This is a genomic window from Mycoavidus sp. HKI (assembly GCF_020023735.2).
In the GTDB taxonomy this organism is placed as follows: domain Bacteria; phylum Pseudomonadota; class Gammaproteobacteria; order Burkholderiales; family Burkholderiaceae; genus Mycoavidus.
In genome coordinates, this window is sequence record NZ_CP076444.2 from 1,882,910 (window position 1) to 1,900,406 (window position 17,497).

Annotated in this window: 12 protein-coding genes and 3 tRNA genes; 7 read left to right on the forward strand and 8 right to left on the reverse strand. The window is 49.8% G+C overall.

The annotated features are described in order from the left end of the window. Nucleotides 1-16: 16 nt before the first annotated feature. Nucleotides 17-955 (reverse strand): LysR family transcriptional regulator, encoded by a 939-nt coding sequence (locus tag KMZ15_RS07380; protein ID WP_223692155.1) that lies wholly within the window; start codon nt 953-955, stop codon nt 17-19. A 303-nt stretch (nt 956-1,258) separates the two neighbouring features. Between KMZ15_RS07380 and KMZ15_RS07385 the strand changes: the two genes are divergently transcribed. Continuing rightward, entirely contained in the window at nt 1,259-1,786 is a 528-nt protein-coding gene (locus tag KMZ15_RS07385; protein ID WP_258134745.1) for a copper chaperone PCu(A)C, read from the forward strand. Between the two features lie 307 nt (nt 1,787-2,093). On the opposite strand, the gene KMZ15_RS07390 is transcribed toward KMZ15_RS07385, so the two are convergent. From KMZ15_RS07390 to rph, 6 genes are all read right to left on the reverse strand, one after another. Further along, nucleotides 2,094-3,773, reverse strand: coding sequence for an IS1634 family transposase (locus tag KMZ15_RS07390; protein WP_223691866.1), 1,680 nt, complete (start codon nt 3,771-3,773; stop codon nt 2,094-2,096). A 444-nt stretch (nt 3,774-4,217) separates the two neighbouring features. Then, a complete protein-coding gene (locus tag KMZ15_RS07395) occupies nt 4,218-8,234 on the reverse strand; it encodes an NACHT domain-containing protein (protein WP_223692161.1) in 4,017 nt (1,338 codons plus the stop codon). 669 nt (nt 8,235-8,903) lie between these two features. Beyond that, a tRNA-Ser gene (locus tag KMZ15_RS07400) sits at nt 8,904-8,993 on the reverse strand. A gap of 28 nt (nt 8,994-9,021) precedes the next feature. Then, nucleotides 9,022-10,263, reverse strand: coding sequence for a radical SAM family heme chaperone HemW (gene hemW, locus KMZ15_RS07405; RefSeq protein ID WP_223692163.1), 1,242 nt, complete (start codon nt 10,261-10,263; stop codon nt 9,022-9,024). Then, entirely contained in the window at nt 10,260-10,886 is a 627-nt protein-coding gene (gene rdgB, locus KMZ15_RS07410) for an RdgB/HAM1 family non-canonical purine NTP pyrophosphatase (RefSeq protein WP_223692166.1), read from the reverse strand. The genes hemW and rdgB overlap by 4 nt, the downstream gene beginning before the upstream one ends. Next, nucleotides 10,876-11,616, reverse strand: coding sequence for a ribonuclease PH (rph, locus tag KMZ15_RS07415; protein WP_223692168.1), 741 nt, complete (start codon nt 11,614-11,616; stop codon nt 10,876-10,878). Before rph ends, rdgB begins: the two co-directional genes overlap by 11 nt. A gap of 159 nt (nt 11,617-11,775) precedes the next feature. On the opposite strand from rph, the gene KMZ15_RS07420 reads away from it, so the two are divergent. The 4 genes from KMZ15_RS07420 to KMZ15_RS07435 all read left to right on the forward strand — a co-directional run bounded on the left by KMZ15_RS07420 (nt 11,776) and on the right by KMZ15_RS07435 (nt 16,223). Continuing rightward, nucleotides 11,776-12,714 carry a YicC/YloC family endoribonuclease gene (locus KMZ15_RS07420; protein ID WP_223694787.1) on the forward strand — a complete coding sequence of 313 codons (939 nt, stop codon included), beginning with the start codon at nt 11,776-11,778 and terminating at the stop codon, nt 12,712-12,714. Between the two features lie 125 nt (nt 12,715-12,839). Continuing rightward, nucleotides 12,840-13,514, forward strand: a complete 675-nt coding sequence (gene gmk / locus KMZ15_RS07425; RefSeq protein ID WP_223694789.1) for a guanylate kinase — start codon at nt 12,840-12,842, stop codon at nt 13,512-13,514. 78 nt (nt 13,515-13,592) lie between these two features. After that, on the forward strand, nt 13,593-13,799 hold the full coding sequence (gene rpoZ / locus KMZ15_RS07430; protein ID WP_223692170.1) for a DNA-directed RNA polymerase subunit omega: 207 nt from the start codon (nt 13,593-13,595) through the stop codon (nt 13,797-13,799). 54 nt (nt 13,800-13,853) lie between these two features. Beyond that, a complete protein-coding gene (locus KMZ15_RS07435) occupies nt 13,854-16,223 on the forward strand; it encodes a bifunctional (p)ppGpp synthetase/guanosine-3',5'-bis(diphosphate) 3'-pyrophosphohydrolase (RefSeq protein WP_223692173.1) in 2,370 nt (789 codons plus the stop codon). A gap of 53 nt (nt 16,224-16,276) precedes the next feature. On the opposite strand, the gene greB is transcribed toward KMZ15_RS07435, so the two are convergent. After that, nucleotides 16,277-16,846 carry a transcription elongation factor GreB gene (greB, locus tag KMZ15_RS07440; protein WP_223692175.1) on the reverse strand — a complete coding sequence of 190 codons (570 nt, stop codon included), beginning with the start codon at nt 16,844-16,846 and terminating at the stop codon, nt 16,277-16,279. A 184-nt stretch (nt 16,847-17,030) separates the two neighbouring features. Between greB and KMZ15_RS07445 the strand changes: the two genes are divergently transcribed. Both KMZ15_RS07445 and KMZ15_RS07450 read left to right on the forward strand, forming a co-directional pair. Further along, nucleotides 17,031-17,106: transfer RNA gene (locus tag KMZ15_RS07445), tRNA-Gly, on the forward strand. Nucleotides 17,107-17,175: 69 nt separating this feature from the next. Then, nucleotides 17,176-17,249 (forward strand) — tRNA-Cys (locus tag KMZ15_RS07450). Nucleotides 17,250-17,497: the final 248 nt, after the last annotated feature.

Genomic DNA, 17,497 nt, shown 5'->3' on the forward strand with positions numbered 1-17,497 from the left:
TTCATCTGGCGATGTATTAATGAACGCTCAAATCTTTGGCCGCATGTGCACAAACCAATAACTTGGCTTCAAGCACCCTCAGCAGTTGATTCACCGCTGGCGGAAACGGCTTACTCTGCTTAACGGCCAGACAGAACTGGAACGATTTAAAACTGGGATGGTCCACTTCAAGCGCGACCAGTTGGCCAGCCTTAATTTCCTGACGCGCAGCAAGCGCTGACATAAATGTTCCACCCTCGCCAATACTAGAGAATTTTTTCCGACTAGAAATAGAATCACTGACAAAAACCGGAGCCAACTGGACATTCTCAGAGCGCTCAGCCTCTCGAATCACCGACCATAGGTTAGAGGCCGCGGATGGCAAGGCAAGAGGATAGCGCGCCGCCTCCAAAAAAGTCACCTTTTTCTGGCTGGCCAACGGGTGATTGCAACTCACCACCAAGCAAATAGGGAGCGGTACACGTAAACTATATTTAATATTGGGCTCATTGAGCGAATAATGACTCATGATTCCCATATGCGCTTCGTCCGCCACAACTGCAGCCACAATTTGATCCGCTGTACTGGCTTCTTTAATACAAATATTTAAACCAGAACGCTCCTTACAGAAATCGTGCAGAACATCTTCTACCAGAATCTCACTATACGCTTTGAGCACAATAATATTAATCATGCCCCGCTTCATGCCGCGTAATTCTTGTAAGCCGGTCTCTAAATTCTGCCGTAGCGTATAGCAAACTTGATAATATTTTTGCAGCAATTCAGCGGCCTCAGTGGGCGCCACCCCACGCGGGCGACGCTCAAAGAGCTTAGCCCCGACCTCCTCCTCCAAGAGCCTAATTTGACGCGTGACAACCGACGTGTCCGTATTCAAATTGGCAGCTGCTCCACGGATTTTTCCGCAGGTGTATACCTCATGAAAATAGCGTAGTCTGCGCTGATTAATTTCTTTCATCGCGCATTCCTTTGAAGGTTGGTATGTACAGTTTTAAAAACCATGAGTGTGGTCGATAAAGTGGGAAAGATACACTATCATATTTATTCTTGTTCAGCGGATAATACTGCACCCTATCTTTCTCGCAATTCCGGTACCCGGCACGTTCTTTCTTGGCGAATTGAAAATTAAAAATTTATTGCTTAATATTTCTCGCCCCCTTATAGTAAACAAACACATAAGGTAAGCGCCGCGTGTGGTGATGTTTGTATCTTAGTTTTGGCAGTGCTAATTAACATTTGACCATTCTTCAACTAAGGAAATATGATGAACAAAAAGAACTTCACTCATCTAACCGGGACAAAAACGAAAAGAAATCGTGTATTTGCTTGTCTCGCATTAGTGTGCGCCAGTCTTTTCGCCGCACCTTTTTTTACCACCCACGCGGTAGCAGAAGGGAGCAAAAAAATGAGAGTGATTAGAGTAGCACCACACACAGCTTGGGCGCGCTGGCTACCTAATGCGCAGCCTGCGGCTGGCTATTTCACACTTCAAAATCCAAGTAAGAAAATCTTGACAGTGACCTCTGTTACGAGCCCAGATTACGAAAAAGCATCATTCAAACAAAGCGTTGAAAACGACGATGGCACCACAACACTGGTCAATATTGATACGCTGACTGTCCCTGGACAGGACCAAATTTCCCTCAAACCGGGTAGCTACCATGTCTTTCTTGAGACCCCTAAACGTCTCATTGCCCCTGGCGACAATGTGCGCGTGAAATTAATTTTTTCAGCAGGTGAAACGCTCACCATCAGGTTACCAGTGCGTACCTCGCCTGAACTTTATTAATGCCATTTCTCACCTGCCCCTGCCCGCGCTAGACATCTTCAGTATGCATGTAAGCCCAGCGCGGGCTTGCTTTCTTTTCCTTGCCGCAACAGTTTCCCCGAGCGATTTTGCTTTAGTGTGACAACCGTTAACATCACGCCCTACCGTTTACAAGCGAAATTCGTTACGTCGCGCGAACAAGCTGCTCCGCCGATCTTGACGAAGCCAGCCGACCAAACAGCGCAGCGTTGTGCGATGGTTGCCCGGGTTATTGAGAAGATACCGGATAAGGTCGTCAGTGCAGGCGGGGCTGCAAACCGACATTCCGCTACTCCCTTTCCTCAATCTGATAGATTTTACAAGCGGTATCGCCAAACAACCGGATAATCTTGATTCTGACGTCATTAAGGTTGGAAACGGCTTCATGGATTAACGCGCGTTGATGATCGAAGATACGCACCAACGCAACGCCTTCCATTAACTGGAATATCCATCGCAAGGTAGGTGTACTGGTGGGTTTGCCCAGTTGATTGGGTAAGGTGTCAGCATAGGCCTCGAGCTTTGCACGCACTTGAAATTGTGCGAGGTTGTAGACCATGAGGCATAAGGTCATCACCATCATCAATGCAGCGATACGCTGTGGCGATTTTAAAAAGAGCGTATCCGCTAGGAAGTCAGGATTTTTCAAAAACCGAAAGCCATTCTCAACCGTTTGCTGAGCTTTGTAGTCGGCGAGAATGCGCTTGTCGGGGTAACCCTGCTTGTCACCCTCGTTGGTGGCCAGGATGAAACGCCCTTTAGTTTGCAGTAGCTTCTGGATCGCTTCGTCATTGCGCTGGATCTGAACCTGGATTTGATACCCCATACATTGTTTTGTTTCTCCCTTCTTGGGACGACCTGCTTTCTCATACTTTTCTACTGGCGCAACAGTCGGGGCCAAGATGAATAGCGGGTGCGACTTCTGTTCTCGCCTGAATGTTTTATGCGCGTCGGCTTCACACGCAAACAGCTCGGTGCTGAATTGTTTCATTTGTTTTTGCAGCGCTTGTTCTTGTTTGGTCAGGCGCTTTTGGAGAGACTGTGCTTCGCGTTGGTATGCCTGTTCTGAGAAGACGAGTAACCAGCGTTGTTGGATGCCGGCATAATCCATATCGAATGATGCATGTCGATAGCCGTCTTCCTGTTCACTCCAAGCTATTTCTTGCGTTGATTTGCTCACTAACTCCCGAGCTTCCAGGATTGTTTCTGGTACACGTGATACCCAAATGGTGTGCTCCATCTTTTTGAGGTTTTCAGCTGTGTAAAGCGCCGAATCGGCCACCCAACGCAGCGTACGGGTGCAATCAATTTCTTGGCGAAATGCATTGATGCGTTCTATTGTTTCTGGCAACACCGTCTTGTCTGAGGCGTTGCCATCGCAAGGCATCATCCATAACGGAATGCCTGAACCGCCTGCCACCGCCAATGACAGCACGACTTGTTTCAAATCAGGGCGATGGTCTTTGGAGTACCCATGAGTCACAGTAATTTCAACCGCCTCGCCTGCGTCCTCTCTTTGTTCGCTAACTCCCTCATCGCTTGCATATTTGCCATGCACAGAAAAACTCGTCGTATCCACATGCACCAACTCATCAAGAAGGTCATGTTCCAGTGCAATCTCAAAGGCCACTTCCCCGAATAGCTTGCTCGGCCCATACTGCGCTATCGCGTCCAATGCGTCTCCCAACGCATCATCATTCAAATGCCTGGCCTCAATCCCAGACCCTAATAAAGCTTCTAATGGTTTGCTTTCAAAAAACTGTGGCGTCAGATACAGTCGACGGTTCGTAAATCCCAGTCCATTCAGAATCATCGCAACGCAGGCTGTGCCATAGCTGACAATTCGCCCAGGGTGGCTAGTCAAATGCTTATCTATCCGCTGAGCAAGTTGCAAGTCCTGGCATTTCGATGCAACCAAGCCATGATGATCTAGTACATGTGTGATGATTGCTGGTGCACTTTGACCCATATTCCGCCCTCTGAAAAATCAAATGGCTATCTCAACATGATGTAAAGTGAAATTCAAGTTTTTTTGAAGGGGAGGTGGCGGAATGTCGGTGCAAAGGAAATTTATGTTAAATTGACACTAAAAACCTGTAGCGAAAGCGCCTCACCGCGCTTTCGCTACTCCCTGTCAAAACCACACTTTCAACTCCACACAACTCTACAAAAACATCAAAGGGCCCCTCTCTCTACATTATTAGGCTCCGGCGCTTCCAACTTCCTTTGAGTTGAGCCCAGCATCATTATTTTCCTCCCTACCTCCCCCAAGCGCGACACAGATCCTCGCTGATCAAGGAGTGCCCTGTTTAACTCGCTTAAGCCTTCTACTCTATGGATCGAGACACCTTCCACTTTCAGCTCCCCATGCGGGGACATCCAGCGCAGGCGTACTTTATATCCGCCTCCCTCATTACTCCGAGGCAACATCCCACACTCGCACCGTCTTGTCACCACTGCCCGAGGCAAGCTGATCTCCGCTCGGCGAATACGCTACGCTATTAATCTCACCGGTATGGCCGCTTAAGGTATGGCGGACTTCTCCCGTGTTAGCGTCCCACACTCGCACCGTCTGGTCATCACTGCCCGAGGCTAGTTGATCTCCGCTCGGCGAATACGCTACGCTCAAAACCCAGGAGGTATGGCCGCTTAAGGTATAGCGGGCTTCTCCCGTGTTAGCGTCCCACACTCGCACCGTATTGTCCCTACCGCCCGAGGCCAGTTGATCTCCGCTCGGCGAATACGCTACGCTATAAACCCTGTTGGTATGGCCGTTTAAGGTGTAGCGAGCCTTTCCCCTGTTAGCGTCCCACACTCGTACCGTATGATCCCCACTGCTCGAGGCAAGCTGATCTCCGCTCGGCGAATACGCGATGATAAAAACCCAGGAGGTATGGCCGCTTAAGATGTAGCGGGCCTCTCCCGTGTTAGCGTCCCACACTCGCACCGTCTGGTCATCACTGCCCGAGGCAAGCTGATCTCCGCTCGGCGAATACGCTACGCTCCAAACATAGGCGGTATGGCCGCGCAAGGTGTGGTGGGACGCTCCCGTGTTAGCATCCCACACTCGCACCGTATTGTCCCGACTCCCCGAGGCGAGTTGATCTCCGCTCGGCGAATACGCTACGCTATAAACCCTGTTGGTATGTCCTTCTAAAGTGTGCACAAGTACTCCGCTTTCCGCCTCCCACAGGCGTACCGTATTGTCCCAACTCCCCGACGCGAGCTGCGAGCCGCTCGGCGAATACACAACGCTAGTAACGTCTCCGGTATGTCCGTCTAAGGTGCGGATTACTTCCCAATTCGAGATCGAATCCACATTACTTTCTTCTTCAAGATACGACCAATCTCCATACTGTACCCCTGACATCTTCACGCCACTTAAATTCACACCCTCCTGCTTTATATTCCGTAAATTCACCTTTCTTAAATCCGCCCCCTCCAGCTGCGCACCATTAAACTCACCACCACTCAGATCCGCTCCAGGTATCTGAATTCCCTTTAAATCCGCCCCGGTAAACGGCACCTCTGCTCTAACTAAAATCGTTATCGCGTTCGCTGCTGCTTGCCGCAACTCACCATCCGTTTTCGACCGCTCGACTATCCTTAACAGCTGAGCCTTAAAAGCAGTCTCTTGAGCAACACGATCCGTCAACAAGCCCACAACACCCTGATCCCCTACCCAATGCTTCGGCGATAACGATAACCCTACCAGCGTTCGACGCGGCACAACAGCTTGCTTTTCAAAACTATAAACTGATGCATCACTACCTCGACGCGAGCGGCTTTCCGGCTCTATGCACGCATCGAATGAATCAAACAACGTCCGCACTGCGCAATATTCCAGCAGCGATTTATGGATAAACCGGTATTGATTCCCGCTTCGGATCAGCGGCCACGCTTCTCGCAACAGTTGCTTTTCGTCTTCTCGACCGAAAAAGCTCCCCTTCCAATTTCCCTTGTCTTGGCGCAACGAATACTCAACAACGGGGTTACCCCCATTCTCTGTATACAAATGCACCGCTAACTCTTGCACAAATCCAATTCCGTGCTCGGCAAAATCATCATCGCACAATTCTCTAAACAGCTCTCTTTTTGCCCCTGTTAAATTTTGCGCGCTTAACCACTGCTGGTTGCGATCAAACCACTGTCTAAAGAACTGATCATACAGATCCAACCGTAACTGCACCGCACTTCGCTCTTTCAACTCATTTTCTAGGTACGGCAAAGCTTCCAGCACCACTCGCAGCAGAAACGGCGTGCTCGCCAATTCTTTTAAATGTTCTTGTTTAAGCGCAAACTGATATCGTTGCGCGGTCCAGCCCGTAGCGTTGTGCTGCACATATTTTTCTAGATACTGATTGCGCTTTGCTTCTGAAAACGGCTCAATTTTCACCTCTTGAAATAACACGTCCTCCCCCTTAAGACGCGGCTTTGGTTGAAAACGTTTGCCATACTCTCCGCCAAGATACTCGCTGCCACAACTGATTAACATTTGGCCCTGCCAGTTGCCCGCACGGTTGATCTCATTACTCAGATACAGATTCCGCGTCTGACGTATCTCATCATAACCGTCCAAAATAAATACAAATTTATGCTTTTTCTTTAACTTCTCTATCTGATATTCTGACAACCCTCTTTTCTTTAATGCTTTGCCAATCAGATCGTGCTCTGGCTTATCGATACTCGCCAGAGATATAAACAGCGGAATCGCTTCATCCGCTTCTTTTCTATTCTCCCATAAGTGCTTTTCTAGCACTCGGCTGAACGTCGTTTTCCCCGATCCAGAATCTCCCTTCAACAAAATCACCCGTTTATCTTTGAGCAACCCTTCGACCTGCGCTAACAGGCCGGTAGCAACTCCTTGCAGACTCGCTTTACCCTGCGGTTCAACATACAGCTGTAGCGTTTCATTAAATGCCTCATCTTGCTTCAGCGCAGCAAAATACTGTTCCTTCAGCGCAGCTCTCGGGTCTGCATTCAGCAACCGCAGTTGCTGATGCTGCTGTTGCATGGTCGACGCAAGCTGGCTGTGCAACGTTGTCCGTATACCGTCGAAGATGCCATCTAATAGCTTCGCAAACTCTAGCCTGCCAAACTTTGAATCACTCTTTAAACAGGATATAAAATTGCTGTGACCATCCCAAAATTTGCTTAGAAACGTTTTAGCCTCATCACTGCCCACTAACAGCCGCTCGATCACCTTAAACAGCACACCATGCGAACCTTGGTTCAGATAAACTTCCTCTCCCTTTTTCGCTTGCAAATCAAATCGCAGAGGATCCTCCATCCGAACTGTCGTCGACTCAATAAATTCCTTCAGACAGTAGTCATAGCTATTTGCGGTCAATGAAACCGGGATTATGCCGTGTTGACCTTCCAGATGCGCTGCGCGAATTTCCAAAAAGGCCATTTCCGTCAATACATGATGGAACTCCAACTTATATTTTTCCTCTTGGGAAAATTTTCTGACTACCTCACGTAACGCTGGAGTACCCTTTTGTTTATCGTCTTTGAGGTAGACTTCTCGATCTTCGTCATAGGCTTTTTTAAGCTCATCACGAAACTCTTTATAGGACTGCCCTTTTAGGTAGCTTCCTAAGACATCAGAACAACACACAATCACCTTATTCACCGGCTCCACATCAGCTCGCAACTGAGCGGGCAGCAAGCAAAGCTGATTGGTTAAAATATCTTCTAGCTTGCCATCCGCTTCCAGACTTTCAACCGAGCTTGAATACGCTTGTCCTATCGGCGTTTGATCCGAATAAAGCGTCACGCCTCGGATTTTTGATAAATTATTGATTAAATATTTAGATGTCGAGGCCTTCGCCTCTCCATGAGCATCATTGTCATGGGCATACACCAGAAACAGGCTCGGTTTATTCGACACCTCTAAGGTGTTAAGCGTCAACAGCGCCTTTTCAAACAGATAATCAACCAACTCGCTTTTTTCTTGGAGCGATGTGGCAGACAGCCGCTGCATTGAGGCAGAAGCCACCGTCTGTGCCAAAGCCGACACTCCACGCGCAGGTAACGACTCAGGCGGCACAGGGGCTAACTTGCTCGCGTCATAGCCCCACGCTTGCGCTTTCCTGTAACTCGCTTCCGCTTTTGCCGCTTTGCCCAATTTTTCCAACAGTTCCGCGCGCTCAAAATACACCTCTGCAATGCGCCGGTGCAGCAACACTTCTTCCTGTGTCTTAGGCGTCATGGCTTCGATCAAAGCGTCTTTCACCTCCGATAACGAAGGCATAAGTTGGCGACCATTTGCGACATGCATAAAGGTCACTTTTGCTTGGTCATACAAGGCTAAGGACACCTCGAAACTCTTCGCCGTCTTTTGCTGACGGGCTTGATCCAGATAGATTTGCGCGAGCACCTGTGCTTGATTACGGCTCATGGCTTGCGAAATAGGATTACCTAACATAATGAACTCTCACTAAGGATTTTCGCCACCCCCTGCACTGGTGTTGACCTCATTTGTCAGACAGCGGAGCGTTTCAATTCATCCGCACAAAGGCAAGGCGCGTGAGAATATGTTGCGAGGAGATATTTACACTCAGAAAAAGGGACTGGGCTTTCCCTGGATTTAGACGGCCTCATTTATGCAATAAATAGGCCAGCTTAATCCAGCCATTTTGCAATGAACTTATTTCAAAATGGAAAAGAGATAGAGGATTGGGCGCCAATTACATGCACTTGCCTTAACCTTGCTATTGGACACTCAACCTGAGCATCCTATCGCACACCCACATTCCTTTTAATATAAAACACTTCAATGCAAGCATACAGCTTACATTGCCCCCTAATCTATGTTCATGCCCAAACTAGACCGCTACATTCAACACTTTTTGTACTTCGATTTCAGATGAACTGCTGAATGGATAATAGGCACGAAAAAAATGTTCGTCAAGGAAATTTTGCAGGCTGCGTAGCAACGCTTATCGAACGATTAACGCTCCCTTAAAATCCTGAAAGTTACCCACAATTTGCACTGGCTGCCCCTTGTTAAACCTGGGCATTATTTGCAACAAAAACCTCGCCAACCCTTTTAAATACTTATTTTTTTAAATCTTGGCAAGGTTTGCGCTATAACTGGCGGAGGCGGTAGGATTCGAACCCACGGTACGGTCGCCCGTACGGCTGATTTCAAGTCAGCTGCCTTCAACCACTCGGCCACGCCTCCAAAGAGGACGCTATTGTAACGCATGGGCTCACAAAAACAAACTCTGTAAATCATTTAAAAAACGCCGGCCAAGTGGCGTTGGCGCAATCGTTTCATGGTCACGCAGCAGTAGCCCGCGTGCTTCGGCTGCACGCAATGGCGCCTCGATGGTGCTGAGCGACAAGCCAGTACGCTCAATAAAACGATAGACTGGAAACCCTTCCGGCAAGCGCAATGCGTTCAACATAAATTCAAACGGCAGGTCATGAGTACGCACCTCATGTTCTTCCTGTACGGGAAGCGCCTGCTTGCATTGCGTGAGATAGGTCGCTGGATGCTTATACCTGATTTGCCGGATGATTCGCTCTGGAAAAGATAATTTGCTATGCGCGCCTGCGCCAATGCCGAGATAATCACCAAAACGCCAATAATTCAGATTGTGCCGACAGGATTGGCCTGGCTGCGCATAGGCGGAGACTTCGTACTGAAGGTAGCCCGCCTCCTGCATCCTCAGTTGAATCCACTCCTGCATATCCGCGCAGAGATCGTCATTAGGTAAGATCGGCGGGTATTTTGCAAAGCGGGTGTTAGGTTCAAGCGTGAGCTGATACAGCGAGAGATGGGGCGGGTTATAGGAGAGCGCGGTTGCTAGATCTGCGCGGCATTCCTCTAGGGTCTGACCTGGCAGCGCAAACATTAAATCAAGGTTAAAGTTACCAAACACGTGTTGCGCAATTTCGGTGGCTCGCCGTGCTTGCTGCGCATCATGGATGCGACCAAGCGCAGTCAGATGTGCGCCATTGAAACTTTGGATCCCAATCGATAAACGGTTAACGCCACTGGTGCGAAATTGGCTAAATTTCTCAGCCTCAAAGGTACCAGGATTCGCTTCTAATGTAATTTCCGCATCTGCCACCAGCGGCAAGCGCGCGCGTACATCCGCTAGCAAGCGGTCAAGGCCTGCTGCCGACAAAAGGCTAGGCGTCCCGCCGCCAATAAATATCGAATGAACCGGCCGCCCCCAGATCAATGGCAACGCATGCTCGAGGTCCGCACAGAGCGCATCAAGATAGGCCTCTTCTGGAAACTCACCAGCCCCCTTCCATTCATGCGAATTAAAATCGCAGTAGGGACATTTTTTAACGCACCATGGAAAATGCACATAGAGCGAAAGCGGTGGCAAGGCAGACAGTTGAATCCGCCCCGGCGCGAACAGCGGAGCGACTACGCTACGTTGCGCGGTTGGCAAGCTTATAACAACTGGCTTGACTAAGCTTATATCTAAGCTCATAGCGCGGTCTCAACGCCTTCGTTTTTGAGACGCAGCAATAAGCGCGCACTCGCGAGGGCACGATGACTGATGGTATTTTTAATCGTTGGGTCTAATTCAGCGGCCGTTTGTCCGAGTTCTGGCAGATAAAAAAGTGGGTCATAACCAAAACCATGTGCGCCGCGCGCAGCGGTTGCAATTTCACCGTACCAGCGTGCTTCAACGATGATTGGCTCAGGGTCATGCTCGTGTGCGACATAGACTAAGACACAAGTGTAATGCGCACGCCGGTCGCGATACGACTCAAGCTCGCTGAGTAACAGTGCGTTATTGGCCGCATCTGTTTTAGCGCCACCCGCGCGTTGCGCAAATCGAGCTGAATGCACGCCAGGCGCACCCTGCAGCGCGTGCACACATAAACCGGAATCATCCGCCAGCGCAGCCATGCCGCTTGCACGCGCGGCATGGCGTGCTTTAGCCAGCGCATTTTCAACAAAGGTTAGGTAGGGTTCTGCCGCTGGTGTCACACCAAGCTCATTTTGCGGCACTAATTTAAGTCCCGCTTGCGCCAACAAAGCGGTAAATTCACGCAGCTTATTGGCATTGTTTGACGCTAACACCACCTGGGCAGCTTTACGCAACATCGAGTCCCAACGCTTCTCTTTGTTTTGTGATTAGACTTGCGATACCGGACTGCGCCAGATCAAGCAACTGATTCATTTCTACTCGCGAGAAAGCAACTCCCTCGGCGGTGCCTTGGACTTCGACGAAATGACCTTGGCCGTTCATCACGACGTTCATATCGGTGCCACATTGCGCATCTTCATCGTAGTTCAGATCAAGCACAGGAACGCCATTGACAATCCCAACTGACACCGCAGCCGCCCAATCCGTGATGGGCGACAGCGCAATCCGCCGGGTTGTCAGTAGCTGGGTTACCGCATCGTGCGCGGCTACAAAAGCACCGGTAATACTCGCCGTGCGTGTGCCCCCATCAGCCTGAATCACATCGCAATCGATATGCAGCGTACGCGCGCCAAGCTTTTTAAGGTCAAATGCTGCACGTAACGCACGTCCAATTAAACGCTGGATTTCCTGGGTGCGGCCGGTCTGCTTACCGCGTGCTGCCTCGCGCTCGCTACGCGTATGGGTCGCGCGCGGCAACATGCCATATTCCGCGGTGAGCCAACCTTGATCTTGTCCGCGCAAAAATTCTGGCACTCGCTCAGCGACGCTCGCCGTACAAATCACTTTGGTATGACCAAATTCAACCAATACCGAACCTTCGGCATGTTTTGTGTAATCGCGGGTCACGCGTACTTCACGCATTTGACCAGGGGAGCGGCCATCCGGCCGTAGTGATAATCCATTCATAGAGCGCTAATTATATACTGCTACGCGGCCTAAGCGCGTTGCTACCAAGAATAAAGGAAGCGTATATCCTTTAGAATACGGTAATCTACCCTTGACCTAGTTAAAATGAATTTTCTCGCCGTTATTTAGATGGCGTTGCAACATCTAGCGAGCACAATGATGATTTATAGCATGACCGGCTATGCCAGCGTCACACACGAAGTACCTATTGTAGCGGATAGTGGTGATCCACCAACGAGTGTATCGGTTGAGTTACGCACCGTTAACTCGCGTTTTCTGGATCTCAATTTTCGTATCCCCGATGACGTTCGCGCCAGTGAACCCATCTTGCGCGAAATGTTGACACAAAAATTAGGCCGCGGCAAAGTCGAGATTCGCATCAATCTGCAGCGCAGTGAAATACTTCCTACAATCAATACGCTTAACCATGATGCGCTAGAACAGCTCGCTTTACTTGAGCCTCAGATATTGCGCCACTTTCCAGCAGCGGGACGGCTGACAACTAACGAGATTTTGCATTGGCCTGGCGTACTGAGTAGACGTAACGGCAGCGCTCAAATGGCAGATAGTTTGAGCGAAACCGTGATCAAATGCGCTCAGCAAGCCCTCCACGAATTAATTAGCATGCGCGCACGCGAAGGCGCGCAACTTGCAGCCATGCTGCTTGCCAAAGTGGCTGAGATGGAGAGCCTTGTCAGTCAAATTACGCCTTGGGTGCCAGAATTAATGGCCAAGCACCAACAGAAGATTGTCGAACGTCTACAAGAGGCGCTTGGACTGGCCACCGCAGGCAATGCGCCGGCGCTGGTCTCGCCAGAGGAAACCGCCGAGCGCATACGGCAGGAAATGACCATTTACGGCATTCGCATTGATATCAATGAAGAATTGTCGCGCCTATCGGCTCATTTAAACGAGACCAGACGCATGACCCAGCAAGGTGGTCGAGTGGGCAAGCGGCTTGATTTCATGATGCAAGAGCTCAACCGAGAAGCCAACACACTTGGCTCAAAAGCTGCCGCTAAGGAACTGGCCGATACCGCCATGTCGCTTAAGCTTTTAATCGAGCAAATGCGCGAACAGATACAAAATTTGGAGTAAGCTTCTGGCTTATTATTCAGCACCTATTTTCAAGCTATAACCCTTCTCTCGCGGTCCCCAATCATGCGAGAGAGCATTTTTAAACTGGAGCCCGTTTTATCATGAGCCAGGCCACCTCAGCTTCCATGCCTCCCTCTGCCACTCCACGCAGCCACTCAGCGGACAATCAGTATCCTGGCCATTTGTTTATGGTCATAGCGCCTTCAGGCGCTGGCAAATCAACGCTGGTCAATGCCTTACTTGAGCAAGATGCAGGCATTAGTTTATCGGTCTCTTATACGACACGCGCGCCTCGGCCTGGTGAGGTAGATGGACAGGCTTATCATTTTGTGACTCAGGAAGATTTTTTCGTGCGCCGCGCCAGCGGTGAATTTATCGAGAGCGCCGAGGTGCATGGACATTATTATGGGACTTCACGCCTGTGGATTGAAAAACAGATCGAAGCTGGCCACGATGTGCTGCTTGAAATTGATTGGCAAGGCGCGCGGCAAATACGCCGGCAGTTTAGTCATGCGGTGAGCATTTTCGTTTTACCGCCTTCGCTTGAGGCCCTCGAAGAACGGCTAAAAAAACGCGGGCAGGATGCGCCCAATGTGATTGTGAGAAGGTTGCTCGCCGCCGGCAACGAAATAGCACATGCCGCCGAAGCTGATTACGTCGTCATCAACGATGTGTTTGCACATGCACTCGCCCAATTGCAATCGATTGTCACCACGACACGGCTACGCTTTGCCTCGCAGTGTGCGCGTCATGCTCAGTTGTTTACTGAGTTAGGCATTCATGCGCCTAACGCCAATTAAACAACAAAATACCTTTAAAAACCTCTTTAAACCCTACTGAGGTAAAATGCACTTACTCTTATAAAGGAAGAACTCATCATGGCCCGCATTACTATCGAAGACTGCCTGCAACCCGGTACCAATCGTTTTGATCTTACGCTGGCGGCTACTTACCGGGCGCGCCAGCTCATCTTAGGACACGCCACTAAAGTGGGTAACCGCAATAAGCCGCCTGTTGCCGCTTTGCGTGAGATTGCCGACGGCGTTGTAGAGATTAATGAGATGTTAAAAAAAGTGCCGCTGTAAGCACATCCAGCCGCGCTCATCTCAAGCGAGTACGATTAATTTATGGAGGCAAATATGAACGAAAGTCCATCCTCTGCCTCCAAATCAGATACACCGGTAGCGCGCCAATATATCGATGAAGTGCTTGAGCAGTCGTTTAAGCATTTATTTGGCCCCACTGCCACGCCTGAACAGCCGCGTAAGCATGAAGTCGTTTCAATCGCACAATTAACCGCAGCTTTATCCGATTACCTCGAACAGTCAGAAATCGAGCAAATCAAAGTTGCTTTCCATTTCAGCGATCAAGCTCATCTTGGCCAGTATCGGCAAAGTGGCGAACCCTACATCACCCATCCGATTGCAGTTGCCGAAATTTGCGCCAGCTGGCGACTCGATGCGCAATCCATTATGGCAGCCTTGCTCCATGATGTGATGGAAGACCAAGGGGTCACCAAAGACGCGTTGGCGGAGCATTTTGGGCCGAAGGTCGCTGAATTGGTCGATGGTTTATCCAAACTCGACCGCATGGAGTTTCGCAGTCGCGAAGATGCACAAGCGGAAAATTTCCGCAAAATGATGCTGGCCATGGCGCGCGATGTGCGTGTGATCCTCGTCAAATTAGCCGATCGTTTGCACAATATGCGCACACTCGGCGCTGTGCCGGCGGAGAAACGCCGCCGCGTCGCGCGTGAAACGAACGATATTTATGCGCCGATTGCACACCGACTAGGCTTAAATAATACCTATCGGGAATTGCAGGAAACTAGTTTTGCGAATTTTCATCCGCATCGCTACGCAACGATTGAAAAAGCCATAAAAGCAGCACGCGGTAATCGCCGTGAAGTGGTTGGCAAAATCCTGGAGGCAGTCCAGTACGCATTTGCAGATGAGCAGATTGACTGCGAAGTCACGGGCCGCGAAAAAACCATCTATAGCATCTACCGTAAGATGCGTGACAAACAATTGTCGTTTTCGCAAGTTCTTGACGTATATGGTTTTCGCATCGTGGTCGAAAAACCAATTGAATGTTATTTATGTATGGGAGTCTTGCACTCCCTTTACAAACCCGTACCCGGTAAATTTAAAGATTACATCGCGATTCCCAAAATCAACGGCTATCAGTCATTGCATACCACACTGGTGGGCCCGTTTGGCACCCCCGTTGAATTTCAGATCCGTACCGAAAAGATGCACGATATCGCCGAGGCCGGCGTCGCTGCGCATTGGCTCTATAAAAATGGCAGCGCAGATCTGAACGATGTCCAACAACGCGCTCATCAATGGCTCAAATCGTTGCTGGATATTCAATTGGAAGCGGGCGATGCGAGTGAGTTCCTGGAACACGTTAAGATCGACCTCTTTCCAGATGCCGTCTATGTGTTTACGCCGGCATCAAGCATCATCACGCTGCCACGTGGCGCCACGGCACTTGATTTCGCTTACGCCATCCACAGCGAACTGGGCAATCAATGCGCCGCAGTAAAAATCAACAATGAAATGCTGCCGGTGCGCACTGAGTTGCAAAGCGGCGATATTGTCGAGGTTATCACCGCCCCCTCTTCCAAGCCGAATCCAGCGTGGCTTAGCTTCGTGCGCACTGGCAAAGCGCGCTCGGCCATTCGGCACTACCTCAAAACGATGCGCTTCAATGAATCCATACAATTGGGTAAACGGCTTATAGAACAAGCCCTCAAAGGCTATGGCCTCTCATTAGAAAGCATGACGCCGCAGGTTTGGAGCAAACTAGAGCAATGGACGAATCACAGCAGCCAAGAAATCTTCGCTGACGTTGGACTGGGCCGTTGCATTGCCGCCGTCATGGCGAAACGGATTGAGGTCTTGCTAGGAGGACATGAAGATGAAGCTCATAAAGATACACAGACTAAGCCTCTAGGGTCAGACACCGCCCCGGCCAACAGCACCCATAGTCCAATCCCCATTATGATTAGCGGCGCTGAGGGCATGTCTGTCCAATTATCGTCCTGCTGTCGCCCGATTCCAGGGGACGCCATCATGGGCTACATTGGACTCGGCCTGGGGATGGCGGTTCACACCACAGAATGCCGCGTAGCCCACCGCATTCACAAGCGCGATCCAGAGCGTTGGATTGATATCGCCTGGGCACCCCAACCAGGACGTTTGTTCGATGTCGTGATCAAGATCCTAGTGCGTAAAACAAAAGGCGTTTTTGCGCGCATTGCAGCGGATATTACAGCCGCCGATGCCAATATTGCGCATATTGCGATGGACGAAGATTTCGCCCAAGAATCTGCTGTGCTACGCCTGGTGATTCAGGTGGCTAATCGAGTGCATCTAGCGAATGTGATGCGCCGCACGCGCATCAATCCGGATATTATGCGTATCGCCCGCGAAAAATCTGGCGAAAACCAAGCTAGCCGTCGCAATGGCGGTATGCAGATTGAGCGCGAGCGGCCAGATTATTAATGGTATTACTATCCCCAAGAACCGTGCTTGGCGCACGCATATAGAAGTCTCACTTAACCCGCATCGGCTCGGTCAGGGTATTGGATCTTAAGCACCTCGATTTGCATTATGCCGGTTGGCGTATGAAGCGGCACCGTGTCACCTATTTTTGCTTTAAGCAAAGCCCGCGCAATCGGTGAGACCCAACTCACATGACCTTGCTCTAGATTAATTTCATCCACCCCGACAATGGTGACGGAGTGTTCAACGCCCTCATCTGTCGCATAGGTAACCGTTGCGCCAAAAAACACCTGATCTAGATTTTCTTGGTAACTGCTGTCTACGACCTCCGCATTATCCAGCCGCTTGGTCAAAAATCGAATTTGTTTGTCGATTGCACGTAAGCGCCGCTTGCCGTAAATATAATCTGCATTCTCCGAACGGTCTCCATTGGCAGCCGCCCAGGATACGGTGCGAACCACCTCAGGCCGCTCATGATCAAGCAAACTCAATAACTCTGCTTTTAATTTACGATAGCCTGCTGGCGTCATGTAATTCTTCGCCCCAGCGGGTATTTGCACCTGCTCAAGCTCCATTTCATTTGGCTCAGCGGGTTCCGATTCTTTAATCCAAGCTTTATTCACGTACAACCTTTTCCTCTAAATCCAGCCCCTAATTGGCCTTGCCACCCAATTTTACCCTAGCGATCGCCCCTTCTTTTACATCTAAATGTAAGTATATTGTAGCAATCACTTGACACCAAATAAGCACTTATTCATAATCTCGTCTTTGCATTAAATAAGACGCAAAACGCGCATTGCAATTTATGCGGGAATAGCTCAGTTGGTAGAGCGCCACCTTGCCAAGGTGGAGGTCGCGAGTTCGAGTCTCGTTTCCCGCTCCAATCTATCAGTCTACATATAGAGGGATGACTGGCAATGTAAACATTGTCGCCCAGTCAAGCTTGATACATGGCGGGATGGCAGAGTGGTCATGCAGCGGCCTGCAAAGCCGTCAACGCCGGTTCGATTCCGACTCCCGCCTCCAGTTCTCCAATGCCAAGAACACACGCAAAAGCTGGCTGGCTCGCTTTTACGTCTTTCCTTTATCCGCGTTATTCCATCCTACCTTTGCTGTTGGTTTGAGTTCTTAGATCCAATCGTACGCAAAACTATTTCCTAGATGGATACGCCAGAAGTACTGGCACGAAATCGGAAAGATAGACCGCACAGCAGATAAATCGGACATGTTTATTTTCTCCTAACACTTCAAGTGGTTAAATGCGTGATTTACAG

What these genes read in the sequence shown, in the direction of transcription:
- KMZ15_RS07420 (WP_223694787.1), top strand. Translation starts at nt 11,776, where the DNA reads ATGATTTATAGCATGACCGGCTATGCCAGCGTCACACACGAAGTACCT.
- rdgB (WP_223692166.1), bottom strand. Translation starts at nt 10,886, where the DNA reads ATGTTGCGTAAAGCTGCCCAGGTGGTGTTAGCGTCAAACAATGCCAAT.
- KMZ15_RS07435 (WP_223692173.1), top strand. Translation starts at nt 13,854, where the DNA reads ATGAACGAAAGTCCATCCTCTGCCTCCAAATCAGATACACCGGTAGCG.
- gmk (WP_223694789.1), top strand. Translation starts at nt 12,840, where the DNA reads ATGCCTCCCTCTGCCACTCCACGCAGCCACTCAGCGGACAATCAGTAT.
- hemW (WP_223692163.1), bottom strand. Translation starts at nt 10,263, where the DNA reads ATGAGCTTAGATATAAGCTTAGTCAAGCCAGTTGTTATAAGCTTGCCA.
- KMZ15_RS07385 (WP_258134745.1), top strand. Translation starts at nt 1,259, where the DNA reads ATGATGAACAAAAAGAACTTCACTCATCTAACCGGGACAAAAACGAAA.
- KMZ15_RS07390 (WP_223691866.1), bottom strand. Translation starts at nt 3,773, where the DNA reads ATGGGTCAAAGTGCACCAGCAATCATCACACATGTACTAGATCATCAT.
- rph (WP_223692168.1), bottom strand. Translation starts at nt 11,616, where the DNA reads ATGAATGGATTATCACTACGGCCGGATGGCCGCTCCCCTGGTCAAATG.
- KMZ15_RS07395 (WP_223692161.1), bottom strand. Translation starts at nt 8,234, where the DNA reads ATGTTAGGTAATCCTATTTCGCAAGCCATGAGCCGTAATCAAGCACAG.
- KMZ15_RS07380 (WP_223692155.1), bottom strand. Translation starts at nt 955, where the DNA reads ATGAAAGAAATTAATCAGCGCAGACTACGCTATTTTCATGAGGTATAC.
- rpoZ (WP_223692170.1), top strand. Translation starts at nt 13,593, where the DNA reads ATGGCCCGCATTACTATCGAAGACTGCCTGCAACCCGGTACCAATCGT.